General features: G+C 66.8%; 23 protein-coding genes. 14 read left to right on the forward strand and 9 right to left on the reverse strand.

What is annotated here, in order from left to right:
* Positions 1–149 precede the first annotated feature (149 nt).
* Complete coding sequence (locus C8C93_RS20415) at positions 150–1,076, forward strand: LysR family transcriptional regulator (RefSeq protein WP_121508100.1); 927 nt, start codon at positions 150–152, stop codon at positions 1,074–1,076.
* Here C8C93_RS20415 and C8C93_RS20420 read toward each other — a convergent pair.
* Positions 1,062–2,246, reverse strand: a complete 1,185-nt coding sequence (locus C8C93_RS20420) for an MFS transporter (RefSeq protein ID WP_121508101.1) — start codon at positions 2,244–2,246, stop codon at positions 1,062–1,064. The two genes, C8C93_RS20415 and C8C93_RS20420, sit on opposite strands and share 15 nt — an antisense overlap.
* A 256-nt stretch (positions 2,247–2,502) precedes the next feature.
* On the opposite strand from C8C93_RS20420, the gene C8C93_RS20425 reads away from it, so the two are divergent.
* The 9 genes from C8C93_RS20425 (at position 2,503) to C8C93_RS20465 (ending at position 11,525) form a co-directional block, all read left to right on the forward strand.
* Complete coding sequence (locus tag C8C93_RS20425; RefSeq protein WP_121508902.1) at positions 2,503–3,537, forward strand: peptidase U32 family protein; 1,035 nt, start codon at positions 2,503–2,505, stop codon at positions 3,535–3,537.
* Between the two features lie 154 nt (positions 3,538–3,691).
* Positions 3,692–4,654, forward strand: coding sequence for a U32 family peptidase (locus tag C8C93_RS20430; protein ID WP_121508102.1), 963 nt, complete (start codon positions 3,692–3,694; stop codon positions 4,652–4,654).
* 18 nt (positions 4,655–4,672) lie between these two features.
* Positions 4,673–5,293 carry a hemolysin III family protein gene (locus tag C8C93_RS20435; protein WP_121508103.1) on the forward strand — a complete coding sequence of 207 codons (621 nt, stop codon included), beginning with the start codon at positions 4,673–4,675 and terminating at the stop codon, positions 5,291–5,293.
* 17 nt (positions 5,294–5,310) lie between these two features.
* Positions 5,311–5,847 carry an SCP2 domain-containing protein gene (locus C8C93_RS20440; protein ID WP_121508104.1) on the forward strand — a complete coding sequence of 179 codons (537 nt, stop codon included), beginning with the start codon at positions 5,311–5,313 and terminating at the stop codon, positions 5,845–5,847.
* 2 nt (positions 5,848–5,849) lie between these two features.
* Complete coding sequence (locus tag C8C93_RS20445) at positions 5,850–6,263, forward strand: putative zinc-binding protein (protein WP_121508105.1); 414 nt, start codon at positions 5,850–5,852, stop codon at positions 6,261–6,263.
* A complete protein-coding gene (locus C8C93_RS20450) occupies positions 6,256–6,852 on the forward strand; it encodes a UbiX family flavin prenyltransferase (RefSeq protein WP_121508106.1) in 597 nt (198 codons plus the stop codon). The genes C8C93_RS20445 and C8C93_RS20450 overlap by 8 nt, the downstream gene beginning before the upstream one ends.
* 66 nt (positions 6,853–6,918) lie before the next feature.
* Positions 6,919–8,406 (forward strand): 4-hydroxy-3-polyprenylbenzoate decarboxylase, encoded by a 1,488-nt coding sequence (gene ubiD / locus C8C93_RS20455; protein WP_121508107.1) that lies wholly within the window; start codon positions 6,919–6,921, stop codon positions 8,404–8,406.
* 163 nt (positions 8,407–8,569) lie between these two features.
* Positions 8,570–10,210 carry a long-chain-fatty-acid--CoA ligase gene (locus C8C93_RS20460; protein WP_121508108.1) on the forward strand — a complete coding sequence of 547 codons (1,641 nt, stop codon included), beginning with the start codon at positions 8,570–8,572 and terminating at the stop codon, positions 10,208–10,210.
* Between the two features lie 67 nt (positions 10,211–10,277).
* On the forward strand, positions 10,278–11,525 hold the full coding sequence (locus C8C93_RS20465; RefSeq protein ID WP_121508109.1) for a branched-chain amino acid ABC transporter substrate-binding protein: 1,248 nt from the start codon (positions 10,278–10,280) through the stop codon (positions 11,523–11,525).
* A gap of 40 nt (positions 11,526–11,565) precedes the next feature.
* On the opposite strand, the gene C8C93_RS20470 is transcribed toward C8C93_RS20465, so the two are convergent.
* Positions 11,566–12,336, reverse strand: a complete 771-nt coding sequence (locus C8C93_RS20470; protein WP_121508110.1) for an SOS response-associated peptidase — start codon at positions 12,334–12,336, stop codon at positions 11,566–11,568.
* Between the two features lie 198 nt (positions 12,337–12,534).
* Here C8C93_RS20470 and C8C93_RS20475 point away from each other — a divergent pair, with 198 nt between their 5' ends.
* Positions 12,535–13,824 carry an acyl-CoA dehydrogenase family protein gene (locus C8C93_RS20475; RefSeq protein WP_121508111.1) on the forward strand — a complete coding sequence of 430 codons (1,290 nt, stop codon included), beginning with the start codon at positions 12,535–12,537 and terminating at the stop codon, positions 13,822–13,824.
* A gap of 27 nt (positions 13,825–13,851) precedes the next feature.
* Here the strand turns inward: C8C93_RS20475 and C8C93_RS20480 are convergent, their stop codons facing one another.
* The 3 genes from C8C93_RS20480 to C8C93_RS20490 all read right to left on the reverse strand — a co-directional run bounded on the left by C8C93_RS20480 (position 13,852) and on the right by C8C93_RS20490 (position 17,309).
* Entirely contained in the window at positions 13,852–15,006 is a 1,155-nt protein-coding gene (locus C8C93_RS20480) for a diguanylate cyclase (RefSeq protein ID WP_228897118.1), read from the reverse strand.
* Between the two features lie 332 nt (positions 15,007–15,338).
* The gene (locus tag C8C93_RS20485) at positions 15,339–16,076 is read right to left on the reverse strand and encodes a 16S rRNA (uracil(1498)-N(3))-methyltransferase (protein ID WP_121508112.1); all 738 of its coding nucleotides are present in this window, start codon (positions 16,074–16,076) and stop codon (positions 15,339–15,341) included.
* A 90-nt stretch (positions 16,077–16,166) separates the two neighbouring features.
* Positions 16,167–17,309 carry an aminoglycoside phosphotransferase family protein gene (locus C8C93_RS20490; protein ID WP_121508113.1) on the reverse strand — a complete coding sequence of 381 codons (1,143 nt, stop codon included), beginning with the start codon at positions 17,307–17,309 and terminating at the stop codon, positions 16,167–16,169.
* Positions 17,310–17,473: 164 nt separating this feature from the next.
* Between C8C93_RS20490 and C8C93_RS20495 the strand changes: the two genes are divergently transcribed.
* The 3 genes from C8C93_RS20495 to rsmA are packed head-to-tail and all read left to right on the forward strand — an operon-like array spanning position 17,474 to position 22,098.
* On the forward strand, positions 17,474–19,846 hold the full coding sequence (locus C8C93_RS20495; RefSeq protein WP_121508903.1) for an LPS-assembly protein LptD: 2,373 nt from the start codon (positions 17,474–17,476) through the stop codon (positions 19,844–19,846).
* 26 nt (positions 19,847–19,872) lie between these two features.
* Entirely contained in the window at positions 19,873–21,288 is a 1,416-nt protein-coding gene (locus tag C8C93_RS20500; protein WP_121508114.1) for a peptidylprolyl isomerase, read from the forward strand.
* 30 nt (positions 21,289–21,318) lie between these two features.
* Complete coding sequence (gene rsmA / locus C8C93_RS20505; RefSeq protein WP_121508115.1) at positions 21,319–22,098, forward strand: 16S rRNA (adenine(1518)-N(6)/adenine(1519)-N(6))-dimethyltransferase RsmA; 780 nt, start codon at positions 21,319–21,321, stop codon at positions 22,096–22,098.
* Positions 22,099–22,330: 232 nt separating this feature from the next.
* Here the strand turns inward: rsmA and C8C93_RS25085 are convergent, their stop codons facing one another.
* From C8C93_RS25085 to C8C93_RS20520, 4 genes are all read right to left on the reverse strand, one after another.
* The gene (locus C8C93_RS25085; protein WP_147433275.1) at positions 22,331–22,543 is read right to left on the reverse strand and encodes a hypothetical protein; all 213 of its coding nucleotides are present in this window, start codon (positions 22,541–22,543) and stop codon (positions 22,331–22,333) included.
* Positions 22,522–22,947, reverse strand: a complete 426-nt coding sequence (locus C8C93_RS20510; protein ID WP_010464776.1) for a barstar family protein — start codon at positions 22,945–22,947, stop codon at positions 22,522–22,524. The genes C8C93_RS25085 and C8C93_RS20510 overlap by 22 nt, the downstream gene beginning before the upstream one ends.
* Positions 22,948–23,086: 139 nt before the next feature.
* A complete protein-coding gene (locus C8C93_RS20515) occupies positions 23,087–23,494 on the reverse strand; it encodes a ribonuclease domain-containing protein (RefSeq protein ID WP_055398013.1) in 408 nt (135 codons plus the stop codon).
* 154 nt (positions 23,495–23,648) lie between these two features.
* Positions 23,649–25,991, reverse strand: a complete 2,343-nt coding sequence (locus C8C93_RS20520) for an NADP-dependent malic enzyme (protein WP_121508116.1) — start codon at positions 25,989–25,991, stop codon at positions 23,649–23,651.
* Positions 25,992–26,034 lie beyond the last annotated feature (43 nt).

Below are 26,034 nucleotides of genomic sequence, written 5' to 3' on the forward strand. Positions count from 1 at the left end.
AGCGAAAAACGAACACAAACGGAAGGGGTGACCGGCCTGTCCAGCCATCGTGGATGGAGCCGTGTGCCGGCATGCAGTGCCATGCAATTGTTGGACCGAACCCTGCCCCTGGGCTCTGCTTTAATCTGCCCAGCCGACAGTTTTTTTACATGCGCAAACACATCCCCAGCACCCGCGCCCTGCTTGTTTTCGATGCCGTGGCACGCCACCACGGCGTAAGCAAGGCGGCCGAAGAACTCTGCCTCACCCACAGCGCCGTGAGCCAGCAGCTGCGCCTGCTGGAGGGCCAGCTGGGCCTGCAACTGGTGCAGCGCGGCGCACGCGGCTCCACGCTCACCGACGTAGGCCGCCGCTACCACGCGCAGGTGGTGGGCGACTTGCTGCGGCTGCAGAACCACACCCTCGAAGCCATGGCCCAGCGGCCCGATGGCGCGCGCCTGCTGGTGGGTTGCGTGCCGGTGTTTGCCGAGCGCTGGCTGCTGCCCCGGCTGCCTGCCTTCCTTGCGCAGCACAAAGGCTGCAGCCTGCACCTGCAGGTGTACCCCACGCAGATCTACATGGCGGAGATCCCGTTTGATGTGGCCGTGCAGTACAACGACGCGGCCTGGCCCGGCGTGGTACCAGCGCCCCTGATGCCCGAGGTCTGCGTGGCCGTGTGTGCCCCGCAGTCGCGCCACCGGCGTGCGACAGAGCGCGGCGATTTTCGGGCCGTGCCGCTGCTGCAGCTCAGCTCGCGCCTGGGGGCGTGGGACGACTGGCTGGCCCGCGCGGGCATCACGCGCGTGCCGGCCCACACCCTGGGCGGCCACCGCTTTGATCTGTTCTCGATGCTGGTGGAGGCCGTGCGCGCCGATCTGGGTATTGGCCTGGTGCCCCGGTATTTTGTGGAGCGCGAACTGCAATCGGGCGAGCTGGTGCTGGCCCACCCGCACCACGACAGCGGCGCGCGGGGCTACAGCCTCTTCGTGGCGCCGGGGCGCCTGGAAGACCGGGCGGTGGCGGCGTTTGCACAGTGGCTGCGCACCACGGTGGCCGCAGAAGGCGCTGTGGCTGAGGTGCCTTCAGACGCCGCGTGAAACGCGCTTGCGCTGCAGACCCAGCCAGGCCAGTGCCAGCCCCGTCACCACAATGGGCACCAGCGACCCGGCGTTCAGCAGCGTCCAGCCCTGCGTGGTGACCAGCACGCCCGACGAGAACGCGCTCAACGCCAGCGTGGCGTACACGCAGAAGTTGATGGCCGCCTGGGCGCGGTCCTTTTCTTCAGGGCGGTAGGCCGTCATGGCCAGCGTGGTGGAGCCGGTGAACAGGAAGTTCCAGCCCACGCCCAGGAAGAACAGCGCAATCCCAAAGTGGTGCAGCTCCACGCCCATCAGCGCCACCGCCACACACGCCAGGTTGAGCAACACCCCCGTGCCCATGATGGGCAGCACACCAAACCGCTTGATGAGGTGGCCGGTGACAAAGCCGGGAGCGAACATGCCGATCACATGCCACTCCAGCACCAGTGCCGAGGCGTCGAAGTCAAAGCCACACACCTGCATGGCCAGCGGCGTGGCCGCCATCAGCAGGTTCATCACCCCATAGCCCAGCGCGGCGCCCACAATGGCCACGATGAAGGCGGGTTGGCGCATCAGCACAGAAAGGGGGCGCCCTTGCTCGCGTTGCCCCGCAGCATTGAGCACCACGGGTTGCACCTCGAACCGGATGGCTGTCATGCACAGCATGGACAGAAGCGCCACACCGATGAGCGCGATATAGGCGCCCGCAAACGGCACCGGGAACAGCGTGCGCGTGGCGCTGGCCAGGTTGGGGCCTGCCACGGCGCCCAGCAGGCCGCCCGCTAGCACCAGCGAGACGGCCTTTTCGCGGTAGTCCGGCTTGGCCAGTTCGGCGGCGGCAAAGCGGTACAGGCCGCCGTTGGCGCTGTAGTAGCCCGCCACCAGGGTGGCCGTGCACAGCAGCCAGAAGCTGGCGCTGAACGCCGCCCAGGCACACAGGGCGGCCGATGCCACGGCCACGGCCAGCCCGATCTGGAACGACACCTTGCGGCCCCAGCGCATCTGCGTCCTGGCCACCAGGGGCGTGGACAGCGCACCGCCCACCACGTAGCCCATCACCGGCAGCGTGGCCATCCAGCCAAAGGGCGCCAGCTGCAGGCCCACCAGGCCGTTGATGGCAATGAAGACAACGTTGTTGGTGAGGAAAAGGCCTTGGCACAGCGCCAGCAGCCACAGGTTCTTGTTCATGACAGGGCAGCGCCCGGGGTGGGCAAAAGGAAGGAGCGAAAAGTGGGACAGCGTAGACGCAAGTCAAGGCCTGGCGGCTATGGGGTGCGCTGCGGAGGCGGGCCACATCAAAACCCGACTGGTTTGCTCCGGAATTGTGCACCGCCGTTGATGAAGATCAGCGGATGCGTGGGGTGTCCTCATTATGGTGGCGCCCAGTGCTGTGGCCCGGCCCGGGGCCCGCGTTTGAATGTTTGTGATGAAACCCCTGAAATCGATGGAGGCGGTGCTGCCTGACGCTGCAACCCCCGGTCTGGAACTCGTCTGCCCCGCCGGCAGCTTGCCCGCCCTGAAGGCCGCTGTGGACCACGGCGCAAACTGCGTCTACCTGGGCCTGCGCGACGCCACCAATGCGCGCAATTTTGCGGGCCTCAACTTTGACGAGGCCGCCATCGCCAACGGCATTGCCTATGCGCATTGTCGCGGCTGCAAGGTCTTCATGGCGCTCAACACCTACCCGCAGGCGGCCAACCCGGGGCCGTGGCGCAGCGCACTGGACAAGGCGGTGGACCTGGGCGTGAACGCGGTCATCCTGGCCGACCCCGGCCTCATGCACTACGCGGTGCAGCACCATCCCCGGCTGCGCCTGCACCTGTCGGTGCAGGGCTCGGCCACCAACTACGAGGCCATCAACTTCTACCGCGAGCAGTTCGGCATCGTGCGCGCCGTGCTGCCGCGCGTGCTCTCGATGGAGCAGGTGCGCCAGGTCATCGATCGCACGCCGGTCGAGATCGAAGTCTTCGGCTTCGGCAGCCTGTGTGTGATGGTCGAGGGGCGCTGCGCGCTGTCGTCGTACGTGACCGGCGAATCGCCCAACACGCACGGCGTGTGCTCTCCGCCCAAGGCCGTGCGCTGGGTGGAGACGCCGCAGGGCCGCGAGTCGCGCCTGAACGGCGTGCTCATCGACCGCTATGCGCCCGGCGAGAACGCGGGCTACCCCACGCTGTGCAAGGGGCGTTTCGATGTGGGGGACGACGAGAACTACTACGCCATCGAAGAGCCCACCAGCCTCAACACGCTGGAGCTGCTGCCCCAGCTGCTCAAGATGGGCGTGCGCGCGATCAAGATCGAAGGCCGCCAGCGCAGCCCCGCGTATGTGGCGCAGGTCACCCAGGTCTGGCGCGAGGCCATGGACCAGTGCCTGGCCTATCCCCACCGCTACGCGCCCAAGACGCGCTGGATGGCCAGCCTGGACCAGGTGGCAGAAGGCCAGCAGCACACGCTGGGTGCCTACCACCGCCCCTGGAAATGATGAGCGACTCACAAACCTCTTCTGGCGTCGTTGCCGCGTCTTGTCGTACTGGCCGTACTGCCTGCGACGCGGCGCCTAGCCAGAACGCTTCGCTGAGGTTTGTGAGCCGCTACTAGCGTCTGGATCCCACGATAAAAACCCCGGAGACCGCCCCATGAAACTCTCTCTCGGCCCGCTGCTGTACTACTGGCCCCGCGACACCGTGTTCGCGTTCTACGAAGCCATGGCCGCCACGCCCGTGGATGTGGTGTACCTGGGCGAGACGGTGTGCTCACGCCGCCATGAGTTGCGCCTGGCCGACTGGCTGGCGCTGGCGCGCATGCTGCGGGACTCGGGCAAGGAGGCGGTCTTGTCCAGCCAGGTGCTCATCGAGTCCAGCGCCGACGTGGGCGTGATGCACAAGATCACGGGCAACGGCGAGTTTCTGGTCGAGGCCAATGACATGGGGGCCGTGAGCTGCCTTGCGCGCGCACCTGCCGGGCCGCAGGCCTTTGTGGCTGGGCCGCACCTGAACCTCTACAACGCGCACTCGCTGCAATGGATGGCGCAACTGGGTGCCACCCGCTGGGTGATGCCGCTCGAAATGTCGCAGGCCGCGCTCTCCGCCGTGCTGGCGCAGCGGCCCGCAGGTTTGGAGACCGAGGTGTTTGCTTACGGACGCATGCCGCTGGCCTATTCGGCACGCTGCTTTACCGCACGCCACCGCAACCTGCCCAAGGACGACTGCCAGTTCAGCTGCCTCGACCATGCTGACGGACTGCCGCTGCGCACGCGCGAGAGCGAGGGCTTTCTCGTGCTCAACGGCACGCAGACCCAGTCGGCCCGCGTCTACAACCTGGCCAATGAGCTGGCCGCGATGCGCGCCCAGGGTGTGGACGTGGTGCGGCTGAGCCCGCAGGCTCAGCACATGCCGCAGGTGATCGCGGCGTTTGACGAAGCCCGCCGCGCCGTGGCTGCGGAGGATGCTGTTGAAAAGGCACCTGACTATGTGGAGCGCATGCAGCCGTTCATGCCCGATCTGCCCTGCAACGGCTACTGGTTCGGGCGACCGGGCTTGGAGCAGGGGCTTCACGGCGCTGCGGGCAGTGCAGCCGCGCAGCCTCCCATGCATCCGTAACGCCAAGGCAGATCCCCCATGTACACCGGAGAACGTTTCAACAGCATCAGCCACCTGGTCGGCGCCCTGCTGGCCACGGCGGGCGCGGCCGTGCTCATCACCCTCGCTGCGCGCCTGGGTGACCCGTGGAAGGTGGTCGCGTTCAGCATCTATGGCGCCATGCTGGTGGCGCTGTACGCGGCGTCCACCGCGTACCACAGCGTGCGCCGACGCTCCATCAAGGCCGTGCTGCAAAAGCTGGACCACTGCAGCATCTACCTGCTGATTGCGGGCAGCTACACGCCGTTTGCGCTGGTGTCGCTGCGCGGGCCCTGGGGCTGGTCGCTGCTGGGCGTGGTGTGGGGCCTGGCCCTGCTGGGCATTGCGCAGGAGATCTGGTGGGCGCGTGGTGCGCGGGTGCTGTCGCTGGTCATCTATGTGCTCATGGGCTGGCTGGCGCTCGTGGCCGTGGTGCCGCTGTGGCAGGCGCTCACGCCAGCCGGGTTTGCCTGGCTGCTGGCGGGCGGGGCCTGCTACACGCTGGGCATCGTTTTCTATGCGCTGGACCACCGCGTGCGCCACGGCCATGGGCTGTGGCACCTGTTTGTGCTGGGCGGCAGCGTCTGCCACTTCTTCACCGTGTTTTTCTACGTGGCCTGAGGGCCCGTCTTCAACCTATGGCTGCTTTCCCTTCTTCGCCCACGCCTGCCGCGAACCCACGGCTGGTGCCGCCGCCCGTGGGGGCTTTGCTGGCGCGCCTGCCCGCCTACCCCGGCTCGATGCTGCTGGTGACGGCGCTCAACCTGGCGCTCGCGCGGCACCTGCCCGATGACGTGGGCCGCTTGCTGCTGCACAAGAAGATGCGCGTGCAAGTGCGCGATGCGCGTCTGGCCTTCGACTTTGCCTGGACGGGCCAGCGTTTTGCACCCCACGCCCCGCTGGTGGCCCCGGCGGTGGCCGACGTGACGCTGAGCGCCACAGCGCATGATTTTTTGCTGCTGGCCCAGCGCCAGCAAGACCCGGACACGCTGTTCTTCAGTCGCCGGCTGTCGATGGAGGGCGACACCGAGCTGGGCCTGGTGGTGAAGAACGCGCTCGATGCCATCGAGTTGCCGGTGCTGGACCCGCGCCAGTGGGCGCAGAGGCTGGCGCCGCGCGAGGTGCTGGGCCACCTGCGTCGCCGCCTGGACCCCACACCACGCAACGGAGGATAAGCATGGCCACCGACACCGATCCCCAGAACCACCCCTTGGTCTATTCCTGCTCGGGCTGCTCCAGCGCCGCCCAGCTGGCCAACCACGTGGCGCTGCAGCTCGACCGGCGCGGCGTGGCCGAGATGTCGTGCATCGCCGGGGTGGGTGGCGATGTGCCGCACCTCATGAAAACCGTGCGCTCGGGCCGGCCCATCATCGCGCTCGACGGCTGCCCGCTGGTCTGCGTCAAAAGCACGCTCGCGCGCCACGGCATCGTTGCCGACCGGCATTACCAGCTGCAGCAGTACGGCGTGAAAAAACGCGCGCACGAAGACTTCGACCCCGTGCAGGCCGCGCTGGTGCTGGAGCAGGTGGAGGCCGATCAGCAGGCGCAGCCCTTGGTTCGTTCTGCCGCCATGGAGCCCACGCATGGCTGATGCTGCCCACACCCGCCGCATCATCGTCGCGATCTCGGGCGCCAGCGGCGCCGTGTACGGCGCGCGCCTGCTGCAGGTGCTGCAGGGCCAAAGCGGCATCGAGACCCACCTGGTCGTCTCCGACGCCGGCTGGCGCAACCTGCAGCACGAGCTGGACATGGACCGCGCTGCAGTGGAGGCCCTGGCGCACCGCGTGCACGACGTGGCCAACGTGGGCGCGGCCATCGCCAGCGGCTCGTTCCAGTGCCATGCCATGGTGGTGGCACCCTGCTCCATGCGCACGCTGGCTGCCATAGCGCATGGGCTGGCCGACAACCTGCTCACGCGCGCGGCCGACGTGGCCCTCAAGGAGCGCCGCCGCCTGGTGCTGATGGTGCGCGAGTCGCCCCTGCACCTCACCCACCTGCGCAACATGGTGGCCGTGACCGAGATGGGCGGCATCGTCTGCCCGCCGCTGCCCGCGTTCTACCTGCGCCCGCAGACCGTGGGCGAGGTGGTGGATTACAGCGTGGCGCGCGTGCTCGACCTTATCGATGTGCCGCACGCCCTGGCGCCTCGGTGGCAGGGTCTGGAGCTGAATGCTCCTTAATAGATAGCTGTTTGCGATTATTGGGCAAGCGCTAGCGGCCTATTTGATTCATATTCTGGACCCGATATGGCCTACCGCGACTTGCGCGACTTCATGGCCCAGCTCGAAGCCACGGGCGATCTGCGCCGCGTGGCGGAGCCGGTTTCGCCCCACCTGGAGATGACAGCGCTGAGCGACCGTGTACTGCGCGCCGGAGGGCCAGCGCTGCTGTTCGAGCAGCCCACGGGCCACACCATGCCGGTGCTCACAAACCTGTTTGGCACCACAGACCGCGTGGCGCGCGCCATGGGTGTGGCCAACCTGCGCGGTGTGCGCGCCCTGGGCGAACTGCTGGCCACCCTCAAGGAGCCCGAGGCGCCGAAAGGCTTCAAGGACATGCTGGGCATGGGCCAGCTGCTCAAGACCCTTTGGAACATGGCGCCGCACACCGTGGCGCGCGGCGCACCCTGCCAGCAGGAGGTGTGGGAGGGGCCGGATGTCGATCTGGCCCGCCTGCCCGTGCAGCACTGCTGGCCCGGCGACGTGGCACCCCTCATCACCTGGGGCCTGACCATCACGCGCGGGCCGCGCAAGGCCCGGCAGAACCTGGGCATCTACCGCCAGCAGGTGCTCTCGCGCAACCAGGTCATCGTGCGCTGGCTGGCCCACCGGGGCGGGGCGCTGGACTTTGCCGACCACTGCGCCGTCCACCCCGGCCAGCCCTACCCCGTGGCCGTGGCGCTGGGCGCCGACCCGGCCACGCTGCTGGGCGCCGTCACGCCCGTGCCAGACAGCTTGAGTGAGTACCAGTTCGCCGGCCTGCTGCGCGGCGCCCGCACCGAGGTCACGCCCGCGCTGGGCGTGCCTCTGCAGGTGCCCGCCACCGCCGAGGTCGTGCTCGAAGGCCACATCCAGCCCGACGCGAGCCACCCGAGCGGCTGGCAGCACGCGCTGGAAGGCCCGTACGGCGACCACACCGGCTACTACAACGAATGCGCCGAGTTCCCCGTCCTCACCGTGGACCGCATCACCCTGCGCAAGGACGCGATCTACCACAGCACCTACACGGGCAAGCCGCCCGACGAACCCGCCGTGCTGGGCCTGGCGATGAACGAGCTGTTCATCCCGCTCCTGCAAAAGCAGTTCCCCGAGATCGTGGACTTCTACCTGCCGCCCGAAGGCTGCAGTTACCGCATGGCGGTGGTCAGCATCCGCAAGGCCTACGCCGGCCACGCGCGCCGCGTGATGATGGGCGTGTGGAGCCACCTGCGCCAGTTCATGTACACGAAATTCATCGTGGTGGTGGACGACGACGTGAACGTGCGCGATTGGAAAGACGTGATCTGGGCCCTCACCACCCGCATGGACCCGGCGCGCGACACCCTGCTGGTGGAGCACACCCCCATCGACTACCTGGACTTCGCCTCGCCCGTGAGCGGCCTGGGCAGCAAGATGGGGATGGATGCGACGAATAAGTGGCCGGGCGAGACGCAGCGGGAGTGGGGGCGGCCCATGGCCATGGACGCCGCCGTGCAGGCGCGCATGGACACGCTTTTCACAGCGCTGGGCCTTTGACACCTCCATGCATCAAGGCGGTGCTGCGCACCCCAGTCACGTAGAAGACAAGCACGCCCCGCGTTGTTTGCGACGATGTGTCAGCCCCGATAAAGAGGGCTCTGCACCGGCACCCGCGGATGCCGCGATGCAGCACAGCGCACATCCCTAGGAGACAACGGCAATGCAGCAGCACCAGCCCGGCAGCATGATGGACCGGCCATTACTGGTTTCGGCCATCCTCGAACATGGCGAGAACCAGTACGGCGACCAGCAGATCGTCTCGCGCGACACCAATGGCAGCCTGCACCGCTACCGCTTTGCCGACATGGCCCGGCGCGCCCGGCAGCTGGCCAACGCACTGCAGGCGCTGGGCCTGCGCCCTGGCAGCGTAGTGGGGTCGCTGGCCTGGAACAACCACCGCCACCTGGAGGCGTATTACGCCGTGTCCGGCAGCGGCATGGTCATGCACACCTGCAACCCGCGCCTGCACCCCGAGCAGTTGGCCTACATCGTCAACCACGCCGACGATGAGGTGGTGCTGTTCGACACCAGCTTTGCGCCGCTGGTGCGCGCCATTGCGGCGTCGTGCCCCCGCGTGCGGCACTGGGTGGCGCTGTGTGATTCCGACACGCTGGGCACCATCGACCTGCAAGGGGTGCCCGGGGTCGAGGCCTACGAGACCCTGGTGGCCGGCCAGCATGACCGCTTTGAGTGGCCCGAATGTGATGAAAAGACCGGCGCAGCGCTGTGCTACACCTCGGGCACCACCGGCAACCCCAAGGGCGTGCTGTATTCGCACCGGGCGCTGGCGCTCAGTGCCCTGTCGGCCTGCATGCCGGGCGTGCTGAGCATCAGCGCGCGGGAGACCATCCTGCCCGTGGTGCCCATGTTCCACATCAACGCCTGGTGCCTGCCCTATGCGGCCCTGATTGGCGGGGCCAAGCTGGTGCTGCCCGGCCCGCGCCTGGACGCCGCCAGCCTGTACGAGCTGATGGAGACCGAGCGCGTCACCGTCAGCGCGGGCGTGCCCACGATCTGGATGGGCCTGATCCAGCATGTGGAGCAGAACCAGCTGCGCTTTACCACCATGCGGCGCACGGGCGTGGGCGGCTCGGCCATGCCCAAGGCGCTGATCGCCAAGTTCAGCGACGTGTACGACGTGGAGGTGCGCCATGGCTGGGGCATGACCGAGACCACGGCGATTGCCACCATGAGCGTGCTGGGCGCGGCCGATGCCGAGCTGCCGCCCGAGGACCGCCATGCACTGGTGGCCAAGCAGGGCAAGTCGGTGTTTGGCATCGAACTCAAGCTCGTGGATGAAAACGGCGCCAGCCTGCCCCGCGACGGGGTGGCGCAGGGCGAGCTGATGGTGCGCGGCCAGTGGATCGTGGACCGGTACCACAAGGCCGAGCGTTCGGCGCTGGTCGATGGCTGGTTCCCCACCGGCGACATCGCCACCATCAGCCCCCAGGGCGTGGTGCAGATCCGCGACCGCACCAAGGACGTGATCAAGTCGGGCGGCGAGTGGATCAGCTCCATCGACCTGGAGAACGCCGCCGTGGCGCATCCGGCGGTGGCCATGGCCGCTGTCATCGGCGTCAAGCACCCCAAGTGGGACGAACGCCCGCTGCTCTTCATCGTGCGCAAGCCCGGCCAGTCGCTCGACAAGGCGCAGATCCTGGACTTCCTCGCAGAGCGTGTTGCCAAGTGGTGGCTGCCCGACGACGTGCTGTTTGTCGAAAGCCTGCCGCTGGGCGGCACCGGCAAGGTCCAGAAAAACGAGCTGCGGCAGCGCCATGGCTCGGTGTTCGCCGGCGAGTAACGCAGCCACGCATTGACGGCTTTCGGCTTTCCTTTCTTTTCCACTCACCCACCCCACGGAGACAGACATGAATTTGGTTCCCAGGAAATGGCTTCAGGTCGGCGCATGCGCCGCAGCGCTGGTGATGGCGACGCACGCCGGGGCGGCCGAGACGGTAAAGATCGGCTTTATCGATCTGCTGTCCGGCCCCTTTGCGCTCACCGGCCAAAGCTCGCTCAACCAGCTGCGCGAGGTGGTGGCGCAGGTCAATGCCAAGGCCGGGCCCAACGAGCCCAAGTTCGAGGTGATGGACTTTGACAACAAGGGCACGCCGCAGGAGAGCCTGAACGCCCTGAAGGCTGCCACCGACCGGGGCGTGCGCTATATCACCCAAGGGGGTGGATCGGGGGTGGCCCTGGCGCTGGTGGACGGGCTCAACAAGCTCGCCGAGCGCGACCCGGAGCGCGCGACGGTGTACCTGAACTACGCCGCCATGGACCCGCAGCTCACCAACGAGCGCTGCAGCTTTTGGCACTTCCGCTTCTATCCATCAAGTGAGATGAAGATGGAGGCGCTGACCACCTACCTGCAAGGCCGCAAGGACGTGAAGCGCGTGTACCTGCTCAACCAGGACTACACCCACGGCCGCCAGGTCTCCAAGGCCGCCAAGGAATACCTGGCGCGCAAGCGGCCCGACATCGAAATCGTGGGCGATGACTTCATCCCCATCGCGCAGACGCGCGACTTTGCCCCCTATGTGGCCAAGATGGCCGCTGCCAAGGCCGACACGGTCATCACCTCCAACTGGGGCAGCGACCTGACCCTGCTGTTCAAGTCCTCGCGCGACTACGGCCTGAACATCAACTACTTCACCCTCAACGCCAACAACCCCGGCACGCCCGCGCAGATCGGGCCCTGGGGCGAAGGCAAGGTGGGGGTGATCTGGAACTGGGTGCACAACGCCCCCACGCCCGATCTGGAAAAGATCTACGTGGACTACAAGAAGAAGACCGGCGACGACTTTGTGTTTGCCGCGCACTGGAACAGCATGCACATGCTGCGTGAAGCCATGCGCAAGGCCCAGTCCACCGACGCGAAGAAGGTGGCCCTGGCCCTGGAAGGCATGACCTACAAGAGCCCCATGGGCGAGGTGCGCATGCGCAAGACCGACCACCAGCTCGAAGCGCCGCTGTACCTGGGCATCTGGGCCAAGCAGGGCAGCAAGGGCGTGAAGTACGACGCCGAGAAAACCGGCTATGGCTTCCGCTCCGAAGTGGCGTGGGATAACTACATCAGCGCCCAGCCAACGTCCTGCCAGATGAAGCGGCCGTCCTGAGCGCCCCGGCGCGCCACCGTGCCGCTCACGCGGCGCGGAATCAGCCCAGCAGGCCCTTGGGCACCTTGTCTGCCTTTTTCTCCACCGGGTTGGCCAGCAGCCACTGGGCCGCGTACTGGCGCATGAACTCCTTGGCCTTCTCTGGCCGGGCCGTGAGCCACGCGTCGTAGGCGCCTTCGTTCAGGATGGCGGGCATGCTTTTTTCGCTGCCGGGCTGGCCGTAGCGGTGCAGCAGTGCGTGGTTGTTGGCGTTTACCGTGAGCAGGCAGTAGCTGATGATCACCTCGCCATCGGCCCCCTGCCAGCGCGCCCACAGGCCCGCCACGCCCATGGGCTTGCCGTCCACGCGCGCCACGCGGGTAGGCACGGCCTTGCCGCTGCGCAGGTCGTCTTCGTAAAACGCCACCATGGGCACGATGCAGCGCTGGCCATTCAGCCACGCGTCGCGGAACGCGGTGCCGGTGGAGGCGGTGTCGGACTTGGCATTGACCAGCTTGGGCGCGCGCAGCTTGGCATCGGATGTCGACTTGACCCAGTGCGGCACCAGGCCCCATTGCGCGGGCACGAGCACGCGTTCCGTGCTGGCGGCGGGTGCGTCTGTGGGCGTGTCTGCCGGGGGGCTGGGTTCGGCGTCGGCCGCCGCTTTGGCCACCACTGGCTGGGCGATGGCGGCTGCCGTGGCCGCATGCACGATGAAGAAGCCGGGCTTGCGTGGCCACAGGTGGCGTTCACCCAGGGCCTGCGGTGGCTCGACCGCAAAGGCCTCGCGGTAGGTGTCGGCGTGGGTCAGGGTTTCGTAATGGGTGCTCATGGGGCGATGGTAGCGTGTGGCGTTGAGGTTTCTTGCATGAAATAGGGCTCTAGCGCTTGTTTGATAAGCGTTAACAGCTATAAAAACAGAAGCATTTTCGAGCCCGCTGTGTCACCCATCCGGCCCGTTCCTGACTTGTATCAAGCCCGTTGTCGCCTGCGTTGTGACGCGCGCTGGCGCTGTTTTCACAATGCCCTCATGGACTTCGCACCTTCCCCTCTGGCCCTTCAATGCCGTGATCGCCTGCTGGCGTTCATGGACCGGTATCTGCTGCCCTACAACCCTGCCTGGCATGCGGCCGTGCTGGCGGGCGACTACCCGCCGCCTTTTGTGGAGGACCTGAAGGCGCTGGCGCGCGAAGAAGGCCTGTGGAACCTGTTCCTGCCCACGCTTGAGGACGACGAGCCCGGCACGCGGCTGTCCAACCTCGACTACGCGCCGCTGGCCGAGGCCATGGGCCGCCTGCCGTGGGCGGCCGAGGTGTTCAACTGCCACGCGCCGGACACCGGCAACATCGAGCTGTTGCACCGCTTTGCCACACCCGCCCAGCGCGCCCGCTGGCTGGTGCCGTTGCTGCACGGCCAGATGCGTTCGGCCTTTGCGATGAGCGAGCCCGACGTGGCCTCGTCCGACCCTACCAACCTGCAGACCACGGTGCGGCGCGAGAGTGACCACCTGGTGCTCAGCGGTCGCAAGTGGTTCATCACCGGCGCGGCGCACCCGCATTGCCAGCTGCTCATCGTGCTTTGCCGCAATGCAGGTGATGACCAGACCGACAGCCACCATCGCCACAGCATGGTGCTGGTGCCCGTGGACACGCCGGGTGTGCAGATCGTGCGCAACATCAGTGTGCTGCACCACCATGCGCCCGAGGGGCATTGCGAGATCCTGCTGCAGGGCGTGCGTGTGCCTGCGGACCACCTGCTGGGCGATTGGGGCGCCGGCTTTGCGATGGCGCAGGCGCGCCTGGGCCCCGGCCGTGTGCACCACTGCATGCGCACCATCGGCCAGTGCGAGCTGGCGCTCTCCCTGGCCACCGAGCGCGCACTGGAGCGCACGGCGTTTGGCAAGCCGCTGGCCGAGCAGGCCAATGTGCAGGAATGGCTGGCCGAGTCGCGCATCGAGATCGACCAGGCGCGCCTGCTGGTGCTGCATGCGGCCTGGCTGCTGGACCAGGGCGACGCTGCGGATGCGCGCACTGTGCGTGCCCAGGTCGCCGCCATCAAGGTGGTGGCCGCGCGCCTGCAGCAGCGCGTGGTGGACCGCGCCATGCAGATCTTTGGCGCCATGGGCCTGTCGCCCGACACGCCGCTGGCGGCGTTCTGGACCTGGGGCCGCGCGCTGCGGCTGATGGACGGACCCGACGAGGTGCACCTGCGCACTGTGGCGCGGCACGAACTGCGTCAGGCGCGCGAGCAGCTCGGCACCTTGGCTGCCTACTTCACCACCCCGGAGCAGATGCGCGCGCCGCCACGGCTGAGTGCCTGAGCACCTGCACCGGCCAGGCTGCGGGAGTCAGGAGGACGCGGCCGAGGCCCGCGCGGCGCGCGGGCCGGAGGGCGCCACCACAACGCGGTTGCGCCCCAGCGACTTGGCGGTGTACAGCGCCTGGTCGGCGCGCTCCAGCGTCTGCTCCACCATGTCGCCGGGCAGGTGCAGTGCCAGGCCAGCCGATACCGTCATGCGCAGCACGCCGGCAGCGTGCGGAATCTCCATCGCGGCCACGGCCTGGCGCACGCGCTCCAGCAGGTCGCGGGCATCGTCCATCTGGGTGTCGGACAGCAGCAGCACAAACTCTTCGCCACCCCAGCGGGCCAGCACATCGGTGTCGCGCACGCTGGCCCGCACGATGCCCGCAAAGGCCTGCAGCGCCCGGTCGCCCGTGGCGTGGCCATGGGTGTCGTTGACGCGCTTGAAGTGGTCAATGTCCAGCTGGGCCAGCAGCAGGGGGCGGCCGTTGCGCAGGTTGCGGCGGCGTTCCAGCTCCATCAGGTCCTGCATGGCGCGGCGGTTGGGCAGGGCGGTCAGCTCGTCGCGGGTGGCCAGATCGCGGTTGACGGCGAGCGCCTGGGCCAGCGCCTCGCGCTGCTCCTGCAGCCGCGCGCGGATGCGCTGGATGCGCAGGTTCAGCGCAATGCTGCCCCCCAGCACGATCAGCACCATGAGCGCATAGGCGGTATCCAGGTAGCCAAACGGGCTCGCGTTAAAACGCGTGGTGGCCGCCACCGCACAGCCGAAGGCCAGCAGTGCATACACGCCGATGCCGATCACCTCTGCCACGGTCAGGCCAAAGGTGCCAAAGAACAGGATCATGGCCAGCACGGCGGGCACCACGCCCCGCGCATCGCCCGCCAGCACATAAGCCACGGCGCCGCTGGTGATGGTCCAGACCATCTGGGGCACGGTGAGTGAGGGGTCGCTGAGCCGCGCGGTCTCGCCCGAACGGATGAACGCGGTCATCACCACCATCCCGCCGACCGAGATGGCGGCCCACCATTGCACGGCAACGGCGTTCACTGCGCTGCTCGCCGTTGCCACCATCAGCATGACGCCCGCACTGCTGGTCATGAGCACCAGCGCGAGCAACGCCATGGCCACCAGCGTGCGCCGCCGACGGTCGGTGGAGAGAACCACGTCCCGAATGCGGTGCCAGCGGGAAGGTGTGCGCAAGGTGGGTGCTCCTGCCAGGGCGGTCGGGTGGCGTGTGGATGGGTGGGGCTGCGCTGCGGCGTGCAACGGGGCCTGGCCGTGCGCTTTTCATTCTAGGAGGGTCATCGCCCGGCGTACAGCCCTGCCCAGGCGCGGCCTGGGGTTTCGCCGAAGGACCCTGACCCCGTTAAGGATGTCCTGCATAACCCTCGAGAGTCGGTGGTAGTGCGGATCGGGATGGGCCGCAAGGCGTCTTTTGGCAGCCAATAGCCCAGCTATTGGCAAGAAAAGCAACGCAGCGGACCGCCCGAGACCGCGCTATCACCCATCGTAGGGAGTTATGCAGGTCATCCTTAAAGAAGGGTGAGTGCCGCCAAGGCGGCCAGCGGTGCGGTCTCGGCGCGCAGCACACGGGGGCCCAGCGTGACCGGGGCAAAGCTGTGTTGCAGTGCCAGGTCTTCCTCGGTGCTGGAGAGCCCGCCTTCGGGGCCGGAGAGAAACACCACGGGCCCGGCCGGGCCCGCCGCCGTGTGCAGCGGCGCCGTGCCCGCGCGCAGCGACAGCAGCAGGCGCTGCACTGTGGTGGCCTGGGCCTGGGCGCGTACCCAGCCGGCCAGGTCCACGGCGTTGTGCACCACGGGCACGCGGTTGCGGCCGCACTGCTCGCAGGCGGCCACGGCCACGGCCTGCCAGTGGGCGATTTTTTTCTCGGCCCGCTCGCCCTTGAGCTTGAGCACGCTGCGCTCGGCCACCAGGGGCGTGATGCTCGCCACGCCCAGCTCGGTGGCTTTCTCCACCAGCCAGTCCATGCGTTCGTTGGCGGTGATACCGGCCAGCAGGTGCACGGCGCGCGGGGCTTCACGTTCGGTGGCATGGTGGGCGCCCACCACCACGCGCACATCGCTGCGGCCCATCTTCAGTATCGTGGCGTCGAATTCGCCGCCCGGGTCGCCCTCGGCTTGCCCGCCGTGGAACAGCGTGATGGTGTCGCCCGGTTGCAGGCGCAGCACCTGTACATGGCGCGCAGCGCCGGGGGGCAAATCCAACTCGGCGCCGGTGGCCAGAAGGGCCGGGCAATGGAAACGGGGCATTTGCTACTTAATTTATAGCTACTTGCGCTTGATTGATAAGCGCTAGAGCCTAATTTTATTCTGTTTTACTGCGTGCGCCCAGTCGCGCCGCTACATCCGGCCGTAGGCAAAGCCCACCACCGGCTCGGTGCCTTCGATCTGGTCGAGCATCTTGAGCAGCGGCCCCAGCTGCCGGTAGCGGTTGGCCGTGGCGCGGATGTAGGCCATGAAACGCGGCGCATCGGCCAGGTACTTGGGCTTGCCGTCGCGCAGGGTCAGGCGCGCAAAGATTCCGGCGACCTTGAGGTGGCGCTGCAGGCCCATCCATTCCACCGCACGGTAGAACTCGCCGAAGTCATCGCCCCAGCCGCTGGCGCTGCGGGCCCCCAGCAGTCCGGCCTTGCGCGCCTTCTCCCAGTAACGCACGGTAATGTCAATAACGAATTCTTCTTCCCAGCTGATGAACGCATCGCGCAGCAGGCTGGCGATGTCGTAGGTGATGGGGCCGTAGACGGCGTCCTGGAAGTCCAGCACCCCCAGGGGCGCGCCCTGTTCGGTGGGGGCCATCAGGTTCCGGGTCATGAAATCGCGGTGCACATAGACCTGGGGAGCGGCCAGATTGTGGGCCACGATGGCATCAAAGGCGCTGGCCAGCATGGCCTGCTGCTTGTCGTCCAGCGTGACGCTGCGGTGCCTGGCCAGGTACCAGTCGGGGAACAGCGCCAGTTCGCGGCGCAGCAGCGCCTCGTCATAGGCCGGCAGCACGCCGGGCTGGGAGGCTTTTTGCCAGTCCAGCAGCACGTCGGTGGCCTGCTGGTACCAGGCGTAGGCGTCCTGGGGCTTTTCGGGGTTCAGCAGCTCGATCAGCGACTGGTGGCCCAGGTCGGACAGCAGCATGAAGCCGGTCGGTTCATCGTACGCAAGGATATCGGGCACGTTCAAACCGGCGGCGGCCATCAGGCCCTGCACCTGCACGAAGGGCTTGCAGTTTTCCTTGTCCGGCGGCGCATCCATCACGATGCGGCTGCAGCCCATGGCGCTGTCGATGCGCAGGTAGCGCCGAAAGCTCGCGTCCGCCGAGGCGGGGCGCAGCGTGGCGGGCAGTAGCTGGTGCGGGCCCACCAGGGGCGCCAGCCAGGCCTCGAAGGCTGTCTGGCGGGCCGCATCGGGCCAGGCCACGGTGGAAGTTGCGGGGGTTGCCACGGCCGTGCCCGGGGGCGGGCAGGCGGGAGAAGGGGAAGATGGGTGGCTCATGGATAATCCGATTTTACAAACCCGCTCCCCCCAGGCTCTGAGGTGGGCGGGTTCCTCCTTCTTTGATCCGCCCCTGCCCACCGCCCCACGTGCCACGCTGCAAGCCCCCCACCGTGCAGACATCCTCCCTCCGGCCCCGGCCCGCCAAGGCGAAGCCCGAGCGGCTGCGCGCTCCCGTACCCCGGGCCCTGGCTTATGGCGTGGCGCTGGCCTGGTGCGGTCTGCCGCTCTCCGTGCTGGCGCAGGCGCCTGACGCTGCCCCGCCTGCCAGCGCCTGGGATGCACCCCCTGCGCTGCGCACCTCGCCCCTGCTTCAGGAAAAGATTCCCGAGGCGGTCCGGCCCCAGCTCCCCGTTTTTGTGACGGGGGACCGGATCAGCGGCCAGACCGACCTGAACGCCGTCATCGAAGGCAATGCCGAATTGCGCCGGGGCGACACTGTGATCCGTGCCGACCGCCTGGACTACAACGTGCCCGAAGACCTGGCCAAGGCCAACGGCAAGGTGCGCATCAACCGCGCGGGCAACGTGTACGAAGGCACGGCGCTGGAGCTGCGGGTGGATGCCTTTGAGGGTTTCTTCAGCGACGCCCGCTACCAATTTTTGGCCACCCAGGCGCACGGCGACGCCACGCGCGTGGATTTCATCGACCGCGACCGTGCCGTGGTGCACAACGCCACCTACACCACCTGCGAGCGCGGCAATGAAGAAAGCTGGCAGCCCGACTGGGTGCTGCGCGCCGCCACCATTCGCATCGACAACGAGGAAGAGGTCGGCACCGCCGAAGACGCGGTGCTGGAGTTCAAGGGCGTCTCTGTGCTGCCCATTCCGTACATCACCTTCCCGCTGTCGGACAAGCGCAAGTCCGGCCTGCTGCCGCCCACCATCGGGCTGGACAGCCGCGACGGGGTGGCGTACATCCAGCCCTACTACTGGAACATCGCACCCAACCGCGACGCCACGCTGCGCGCGGCACTCATGACCAAGCGCGGCGCCAACTTGGGGGGCGAGTTCCGCTACCTGGAGCCCACTTACACCGGCCAGATCAGTGCCGATGTGATGCCCACCGACCGCCTGCGCGACCGCATGCGCTGGAGCTTTTCGGGCCAGCACCAAGGCGCCTTTGACACGCCGATGGGCGGGCTGGGGCTCAATCTGAACGTCAACCGCGTGAGCGACGACAACTACTGGCGCGACTTTGGCCGGGCGTCCGACCTGCTGCGCCAGCGCCTGCTGCCGGGCGACGCCACGCTGTCGTGGGCGCGCAATGACATGTCCGCCAGCGTGCGCACCCTCAAGTGGCAGACCTTGCAGGACGTGACCTCCCCCATCGTGCCGCCGTATGACCGGCTGCCCCAGTTGCAGTGGCGCTATGCACCGTCGCAGCTGGGTGGCGGGCTCGATGCCAGCGTGGAGCTGGACACCACCCGCTTCCAGGCCGCCCGCGAGCTGACAGGCCAGCCCAATGCCAACCGCAGCTATGCGATGGCGCAGATCAGCCGGCCGTTTCTGGCGCCCGGTGGCTTCGTGACCCCGCGCCTGCAATTGCACGCCACGCAGTACCAGTTTGACTCGGCGCTGTCCAACGGGCAGCGTTCAGCCAACCGCACCCTGCCCACCTTCAGCCTGGACAGCGGGCTGGTGTTCGAACGCGATGCCGCTTACTTTGGCCGCGCCTTTTTGCAGACGCTGGAGCCGCGCGCGTTCTACACCTACACGCCTTACCGTGACCAGAGCATGCTGCCCGTGTACGACACGGCGGCCAATGATTTCAACTTCGCCACCATCTACACCGAGAACGCTTTCGGGGGTAACGACCGGCTGGCAGACAACAACCTGCTCACCTTGGGCGTGACCACCCGGCTACTGGACCCGAACACGGGCGCCGAGGCCGCACGCTTTGGCATTGCCCAGCGGCTGCGGTTCTCGGACCAGAAGGTCACCTTGCCCGGCGGTACCCCCGTGAGCGAGCGCCTGTCGGACCTGTTGTTGGGCGCGGGTATCAGCTGGACGCCCCAGTGGGGCTTTGACTCCACCGTGCAGTACAACCCCAAGACGGGCCGCTCTATCCGCTCGACCATCGGCGCGCGCTATAGCCCCGGCAATTACCGCACCGTGAGCGCGGCCTACCGCCTGCAGCGTGGCACCAGCGAGCAGATCGACATCGGCTGGCAGTGGCCGCTGAACGACCTGTGGGGCAACAAGGGCAAAGACCTGGGCGCAGGCCGTGGCCAGGGCGGCGGGCGCTGGTACAGCGTAGGCCGCCTGAACTACAGCCTGCAGGACCGCAAGCTGGTGGACACTGTGGTCGGCCTGGAGTACGACAGCTGCTGCTGGATTGGCCGTGTGGTGCTGGAGCGCCTGCAAAGCAGCGTGACCACCTCCAACACCCGCCTGCTGTTCCAGATCGAGTTCGTCGGCTTCTCGCGCCTGAGCCTGGGCTCCAGCCCCCTGGACACCTTCAAGCAGAATGTGCCGCGTTACCAGAACCTGCGCGAGCAGGTCACAACGCCCAGCCGTTTCAGCAACTACGACTAACGCCCAACGCTCCTACGCTTAACGCCATGAATCACCGAGTCATTGCACTGGCCATTGCCACCCTGGCTTCCCTGCTCTCCCAGGGCGCCCTGGCCCAAGGGCTGCGCCCTTCCGGCGCACCGTCGGGCAAAGGGCTGACGGCGCGCCCGGCGGCCGCACCATCGATCACGCTGCCTGCAGAAACGGCAAGTGGTAGCAGCAGCTCGGCACCCCGGCAGGCGGATTTCATTGTCGCCGTGGTCAATTCCGAGCCCGTGACCAACAACGAGGTCCGCGCGCGCCTGGCCCGCGCCGAAGCCCAGCTGGCCCAGCAAGGGGGCGCCATGCCGCCCCGGGAGCTGCTGGCGCGCGAGGTGCTGGAGCGCATCATCCTGGAGCGCGCACAGCTGCAGCAAGCCAAGGAGTCGGGCCTCAAGGTGGATGACTACGCCGTGTCGCAGGCCGAACAGGGCGTGGCCCGCCAGAACAACATGTCGGTCGATGACCTCTACCGCCGCCTGGCGCGGGACGGCATGGGCAAGGAGCGCTTCCGCGAGGAATTGCGCAACCAGTTGCTGCTGCAGCGCCTGCGCGAGCGCGAGGTGGAGGCGCGCGTGAAAGTCACCGACCTGGACATCGACCAGTACCTGCGCGAGCAGCAAAAGGGCAACGACGTCGCTTCGATGGAGATCAACCTGGGCCATGTGCTGGTGCTGGTGCCCGAGAACGCGAGCCCCGTGCAGGTGGCCGAGCGCCAGGCACGCGCCCAGCGCGCGGCCGACAAGGTGCGCGCGGGGGAAGACTTTGCGGCCGTGGCCCGCGAGTTTTCGGATGCGCCCGAGGGACAGCGCGCGGGCGGCCAGCTGGGCATGCGCCCGGCCGACCGGTATCCCGAGCTGTTTGTGAACTCCACGCTGGGCCTGCCTGTGGGCAGCATCGTCGGGCCCGTGCGCTCGCCAGCGGGCTTCCACGTGCTCAAGGTGATCGAGCGAGTCACGGCTGGCGTGCCCACCACGGTGGTGCAAAACCATGCCCGCCACATCCTGCTGCGCACGGGGCCGCAACTTTCCGAAAGCGCCGCCGCCGCTCGCCTGGCCGACTACCGCCGCCGTGTGCAGATGGGGCAGGCCGATTTTGCGGCGCTGGCCCGTGAGCACTCGCAGGACGGTAGCTCCAAGGAAGGTGGCGACTTGGGCTGGGCCACCCCCGGCCGCTATGTGCCTGAGTTCGAGCAGGCCCTGAACGCTCTCAAGCCCGGCGACATCAGCGAACCCGTGGTTTCGCGTTTCGGCGTGCACCTGATCCAGCTGCTGGAGCGCCGCGAGGCCAAACTCACCCAGCGCGAGCAGCGCGACATGGCGCGCGACACCGTGCGCGAGAAGAAACTGGACGAGGCCTACGCCACCTGGGCGCAGGAGCTGCGCGGACGCGCGTATGTCGAATACCGCGACCCACCGCAGTGACCGACCGATGATCAGACAGGTAAGCACGCGTTGAAACACATCCCCCGCAAGCGCTTCGGACAGCATTTTCTGTCCGACAAGGGCATCATCGAAGATATCGTGCAGGCCATTGCACCCCATCCGGGCCAGCCCATGGTTGAGATCGGGCCGGGCCTCGCGGCGCTGACCCAGCCCCTGGTCGAGCGCCTGGGGCGCCTCACGGTCATCGAGCTGGACCGCGATCTGGCCTTGCGCCTGCGTCTGCACGGCCAGCTGGAAGTGATCGAGTCCGACGTGCTCAAGGTGGACTTCACCGCGCTGGCACTGGCGATGCGCGAGAAAGCCGCGTTGCCCGACCTCAAGCTGCGCGTGGTGGGCAACCTGCCCTACAACATCTCCACGCCCATCCTGTTCCACTTGCTGGACCATGTGCAGGTCATCGAAGACCAGCACTTCATGCTGCAAAAGGAAGTGATCGACCGCATGGTGGCCAAGCCCGCCACCAGCGACTATGGGCGCCTGTCAGTCATGCTGCAGTGGCGCTACGCCATGGAAAACGTGCTGTTCGTGCCGCCTGAGAGCTTTGACCCACCCCCACGCGTGGACAGCGCCGTGGTCCGCATGGTGCCGCACGCAGAGCCTGCGCCGTTGTCGGTGCCCCTGCTGGAAGAACTGGTGCAGGTCGCCTTCAGCCAGCGCCGCAAGCTGCTGCGCCACACCCTGGGCCGCTGGCTCGAAGCGCGCCAGTTCGCCGGCACCTTCGACACCCAGCGCCGCGCCGAGGAAGTGCCCGTGGCCGAATACGTGGCGCTGGCGCAGATTTGCTCTTGAATTGATAGCTGTTGGCGCTTGATGGGCGCGCGCAAGGCGCCATTTTTGCCGTAGATGCGATGGCGTCGCGCCTACAGCTTCGGCCCCTCATTTCGCCACGACCCTGGCAACTGTCACGGCCCAGGCCAGTGACACCGCGCAAGGGCCGCCCCGCCGCGCTGGTGTCGTCCCCCTTCCCGGCGAAGCCGAGAGAAGGGGGAAGCGGCGTAGCCGCTCAGGGGGATATACCGAGTTACGCCGCGCTCAGCCAGTAACCCGCGTTGAAAGGGCTGCTCATGCGCAGCGCCATCGGGGAGACATCGACAAGCTTGTCGGTCGGCATTTTTTCGGCGGAATCCGTGCCGATTTCAATGCCCTCGACACCTTGTTGGGTGCCGGTAGCCTCGTTCGCCCGTTCTGCTTGGCTGGTTGATGCAGAACGGGCTACAGAAAAGAATAGAAACACCGGAACGGTATCTTGCGGTCGCCCCAGTAGTCGGCGGCGTCGCGGAAGATATCGAGCAGTTGTTCACGCGCTTCCTTGTCGAACTTGCCCGTGGCGGGGATCTGCTCCAGCACCACGATGAAACCAGGCTGCGGGCCCGATTTATGCAAGGGATCCGTCATGCAGTCGTACAACGCATCAAAGTTCTTGCCGAAGTGCGACGGGAAGGTGAATTGCCCGGCAATCAGGTCCAGCACATCCTGCTTGGACTGCGCATGGGCCAGGTTGGCGTACAAGAAATGGTGACCCATGGAGGTGGCCGCATCCTGCAGGTCCTGCACGCGGAAAGCGCGAATGGACTGCACGATGTTGGTGCGCACGCCACGCAGTGGCGTTTCCAGGTCTTTACGAAGTGGCGTCTGCATCTCCGCTACTCTTTCTTTTTAAAGTCCACAAACTTCTGGCATTTCGCAGGGCTGCGGGATGCAGCCTGCGGGTGGGGATTCAAGGGGGCGCGCTTACCGCTGCCAGCGTCTCTCTGGCCTGCGTGCAGCGCAACGGGGGTCACTCGACGATCTCGCGAAAACTGGCGTAGTGATCGCTGGTGTAGTAGCAGGCGTCCGGAACCCGGGGCTTGCCGCCACACACAATGCGCCGGGCTCCCCGGTTGCGCGATCCTGGTGTTCTGACGGTGTACTCACGGTAGTAGCCCCGCTTGTGGGCGGGCAACAGCCGCTCGCGATTGCCAAAAACTGTTCCGTCCTTGTCATACGGAAAGGGCCCTCCTTCACGGATCAGCGCATACGTCGCCCGCCCTTGGGGCGGCAACTCGGCCAATGCGATAGGGGGGATGGAGCCGTCGGTGGACGGGGAGTTCCGGGCATGCCCCGCTACCGGGGACAACACGAACGCAACACCCAAAACACACAAAAACCCTGCTTTGCGCGCCCGGGTGGCTACAGCCTTCAGCATCAACGAACCTTTCAGAAACTACGGGTTAACCCGAAATTTCGAGCCGCTAGTGTCGCTCAACGGCCCCCAAAAAGCAAGCGTCTGCACAAAGATTGGGCAGACGCTGAAGGGAAAAGCAAGCTCTTTAAGTTAGCGCTTGCTATCAATTTTTGGCTTATCTTGACACGTTGGCATCGGCCACGGTAAGTGCTGTCATGTTCACAATGCGGCGCACGGTGGCGCTGGGCGTCAGGATGTGGACCGGCTTGGCCGCGCCCAGCAGCACGGGGCCGATGGCGATGCCGCCGCCTGCGGCGGTCTTGAGCAGGTTGTAGGCGATGTTGGCTGCGTCGATGTTGGGGAACACCAGCAGGTTGGCGTCACCCGTCAGTTCGCTGCTGGGCATGAGGGCCGCACGGGCCTTGCCGTCCAGCGCCACGTCGCCATGCATTTCACCGTCCACTTCCAGCCAGGGGGCTTGCTGGCGCAGCAGTTCGAGCGTCTGGCGCATCTTGACGGCGCTGGGGTGGTTGCTGGTGCCGAAGTTGGAGTGCGACAGCAGCGCGGCCTTGGGCTTGACGCCAAAGCGCATCATTTCCTCGGCAGCCAGGGCGGTGATCTCGGCCAGCTCCTGGGGGGTCGGGTCGTAGTTGACGTGGGTGTCCACCAGGAACACCTGGCGGCCGGGCAGCATGAGGCCATTCATGCAGGCGTATACCGGCACATCCTGCGCAGTGCTGTCGGCGCCGCCCGCGTGTTTGCCGATCACCTGGTCGATGTAGAGCAGGTGGTTGGCCGTGGTGCCCCAGGTGCCGCAGATCAGACCGTCCACCTCGCCCTTGTGCAGCATCATGGCGCCGATGAGCGTGAGGCGCCGGCGCATTTCGATCTTGGCGACCTGCTGGGTGATGCCCTTGCGCTCGGTCATGCGGTGGTAGGTCTGCCAGAAGTCGCGGTAGCGGTGGTCGAAGTCGGTGTTGACCACGTCGTAGTCCACGCCTTCCTTCAGGCGCAGGCCAAATTTTTCGATGCGCTGGGCAATGATGGCGGGGCGGCCGATCAGCGTGGGGCGGGCCACCTTTTCGTCCACCACGATCTGCGCGGCGCGCAACACGCGTTCTTCCTCACCCTCGGCGTAGGCCACGCGCTTTTTGGCGGCGGTGCGTGCTGCGTCGAAGATGGGTTTCATCGTCGTGCCGGAGGCGTAGACAAAGGTCTGCAGCCGGTCGCGGTACGCGTCCATGTCGGCGATGGGGCGCTGGGCTACGCCGCTGTCCATGGCGGCCTGGGCCACGGCCGGCGCAATTTTCATCATCAGGCGCGGGTCGAAAGGCTTGGGAATCAGGTATTCGGGGCCGAACGACAGCTTCTCGCCCACGTAGGCTGCGGCCACCACTTCGCTCTGCTCGGCCTGGGCCAGCTCGGCAATCGCGTGGACGGCGGCAATCTCCATCTCATCGGTGATGGTTGTGGCGCCGCAGTCCAGCGCGCCACGGAAGATGTACGGGAAGCACAGGACGTTGTTGACCTGGTTCGGGTAGTCCGAGCGCCCCGTGGCCATGATGATGTCGCTGCGCACGCTGTGGGCCAGCTCAGGCAGGATCTCGGGGTTGGGGTTGGCCAGCGCGAAGATCACCGGGCGCTCGGCCATCGTAGCGACCATTTCGGGCTTGAGTACATTGCCGGCCGACAGGCCCAGGAACACGTCCGCGCCGACCATTACCTCGGCCAGCTTGCGTGCATCCGTCTTCTGCATGAACTGGCGCTTGTCGTCGTCCATCAGCTCTTCACGGCCTTCATAGACCACGCCGGCCAGGTCGGTGACGAACACGTTCTTGCGCTGCACGCCCACCTTGAGCAGCAGGTTCAGGCAGGCCAGGGCCGCCGCGCCCGCGCCGCTGGTGACCAGCTTCACCTCCTCGATCTTCTTGCCCGCCACCTTCAGCGCATTCACGATGGCCGCCGCCACCGTGATGGCCGTGCCGTGCTGGTCGTCGTGGAAGACCGGAATCTTCATGCGCTTGCGCAGCTCGCGCTCCACGTAGAAGCAATCGGGGGCCTTGATGTCTTCGAGGTTGATGGCGCCGAAGGTCGGCTCCAGCGCGGCGATCACTTCCACCAGCTTCTGGGGGTCTTTTTCGTCGATCTCGATGTCGAACACATCCACGCCGGCGAATTTCTTGAACAGAACGCCCTTGCCTTCCATCACAGGCTTGGAGGCCAGCGCGCCGATGTCGCCCAGGCCCAGCACGGCAGTGCCGTTGGTGATGACGGCCACGAGGTTGCCGCGCGAGGTGTAGCGGAAGGCATTGGCCGGGTCCTTGACGATTTCTTCGCAAGGTGCAGCCACACCGGGCGAGTAGGCCAGCGCCAGGTCATGCTGGTTGACCATCTGCTTGGTGGCGGCAATGGCGATCTTGCCGGGCTTGGGAAACTCGTGGTACTCGAGAGCGGCACGGCGCAACTGGGCGCGCTTGTCGGAATCGTTGTTGTTCTGGGCCGTGGTGTTTTCGGGCATTCAATTGTCTCCAGCTTGGGGTGTCAATGCCACGCCGGTTCAA

Source organism: Acidovorax sp. 93 (assembly GCF_003633835.1).
Lineage (GTDB): Bacteria > Pseudomonadota > Gammaproteobacteria > Burkholderiales > Burkholderiaceae_C > Acidovorax > Acidovorax facilis.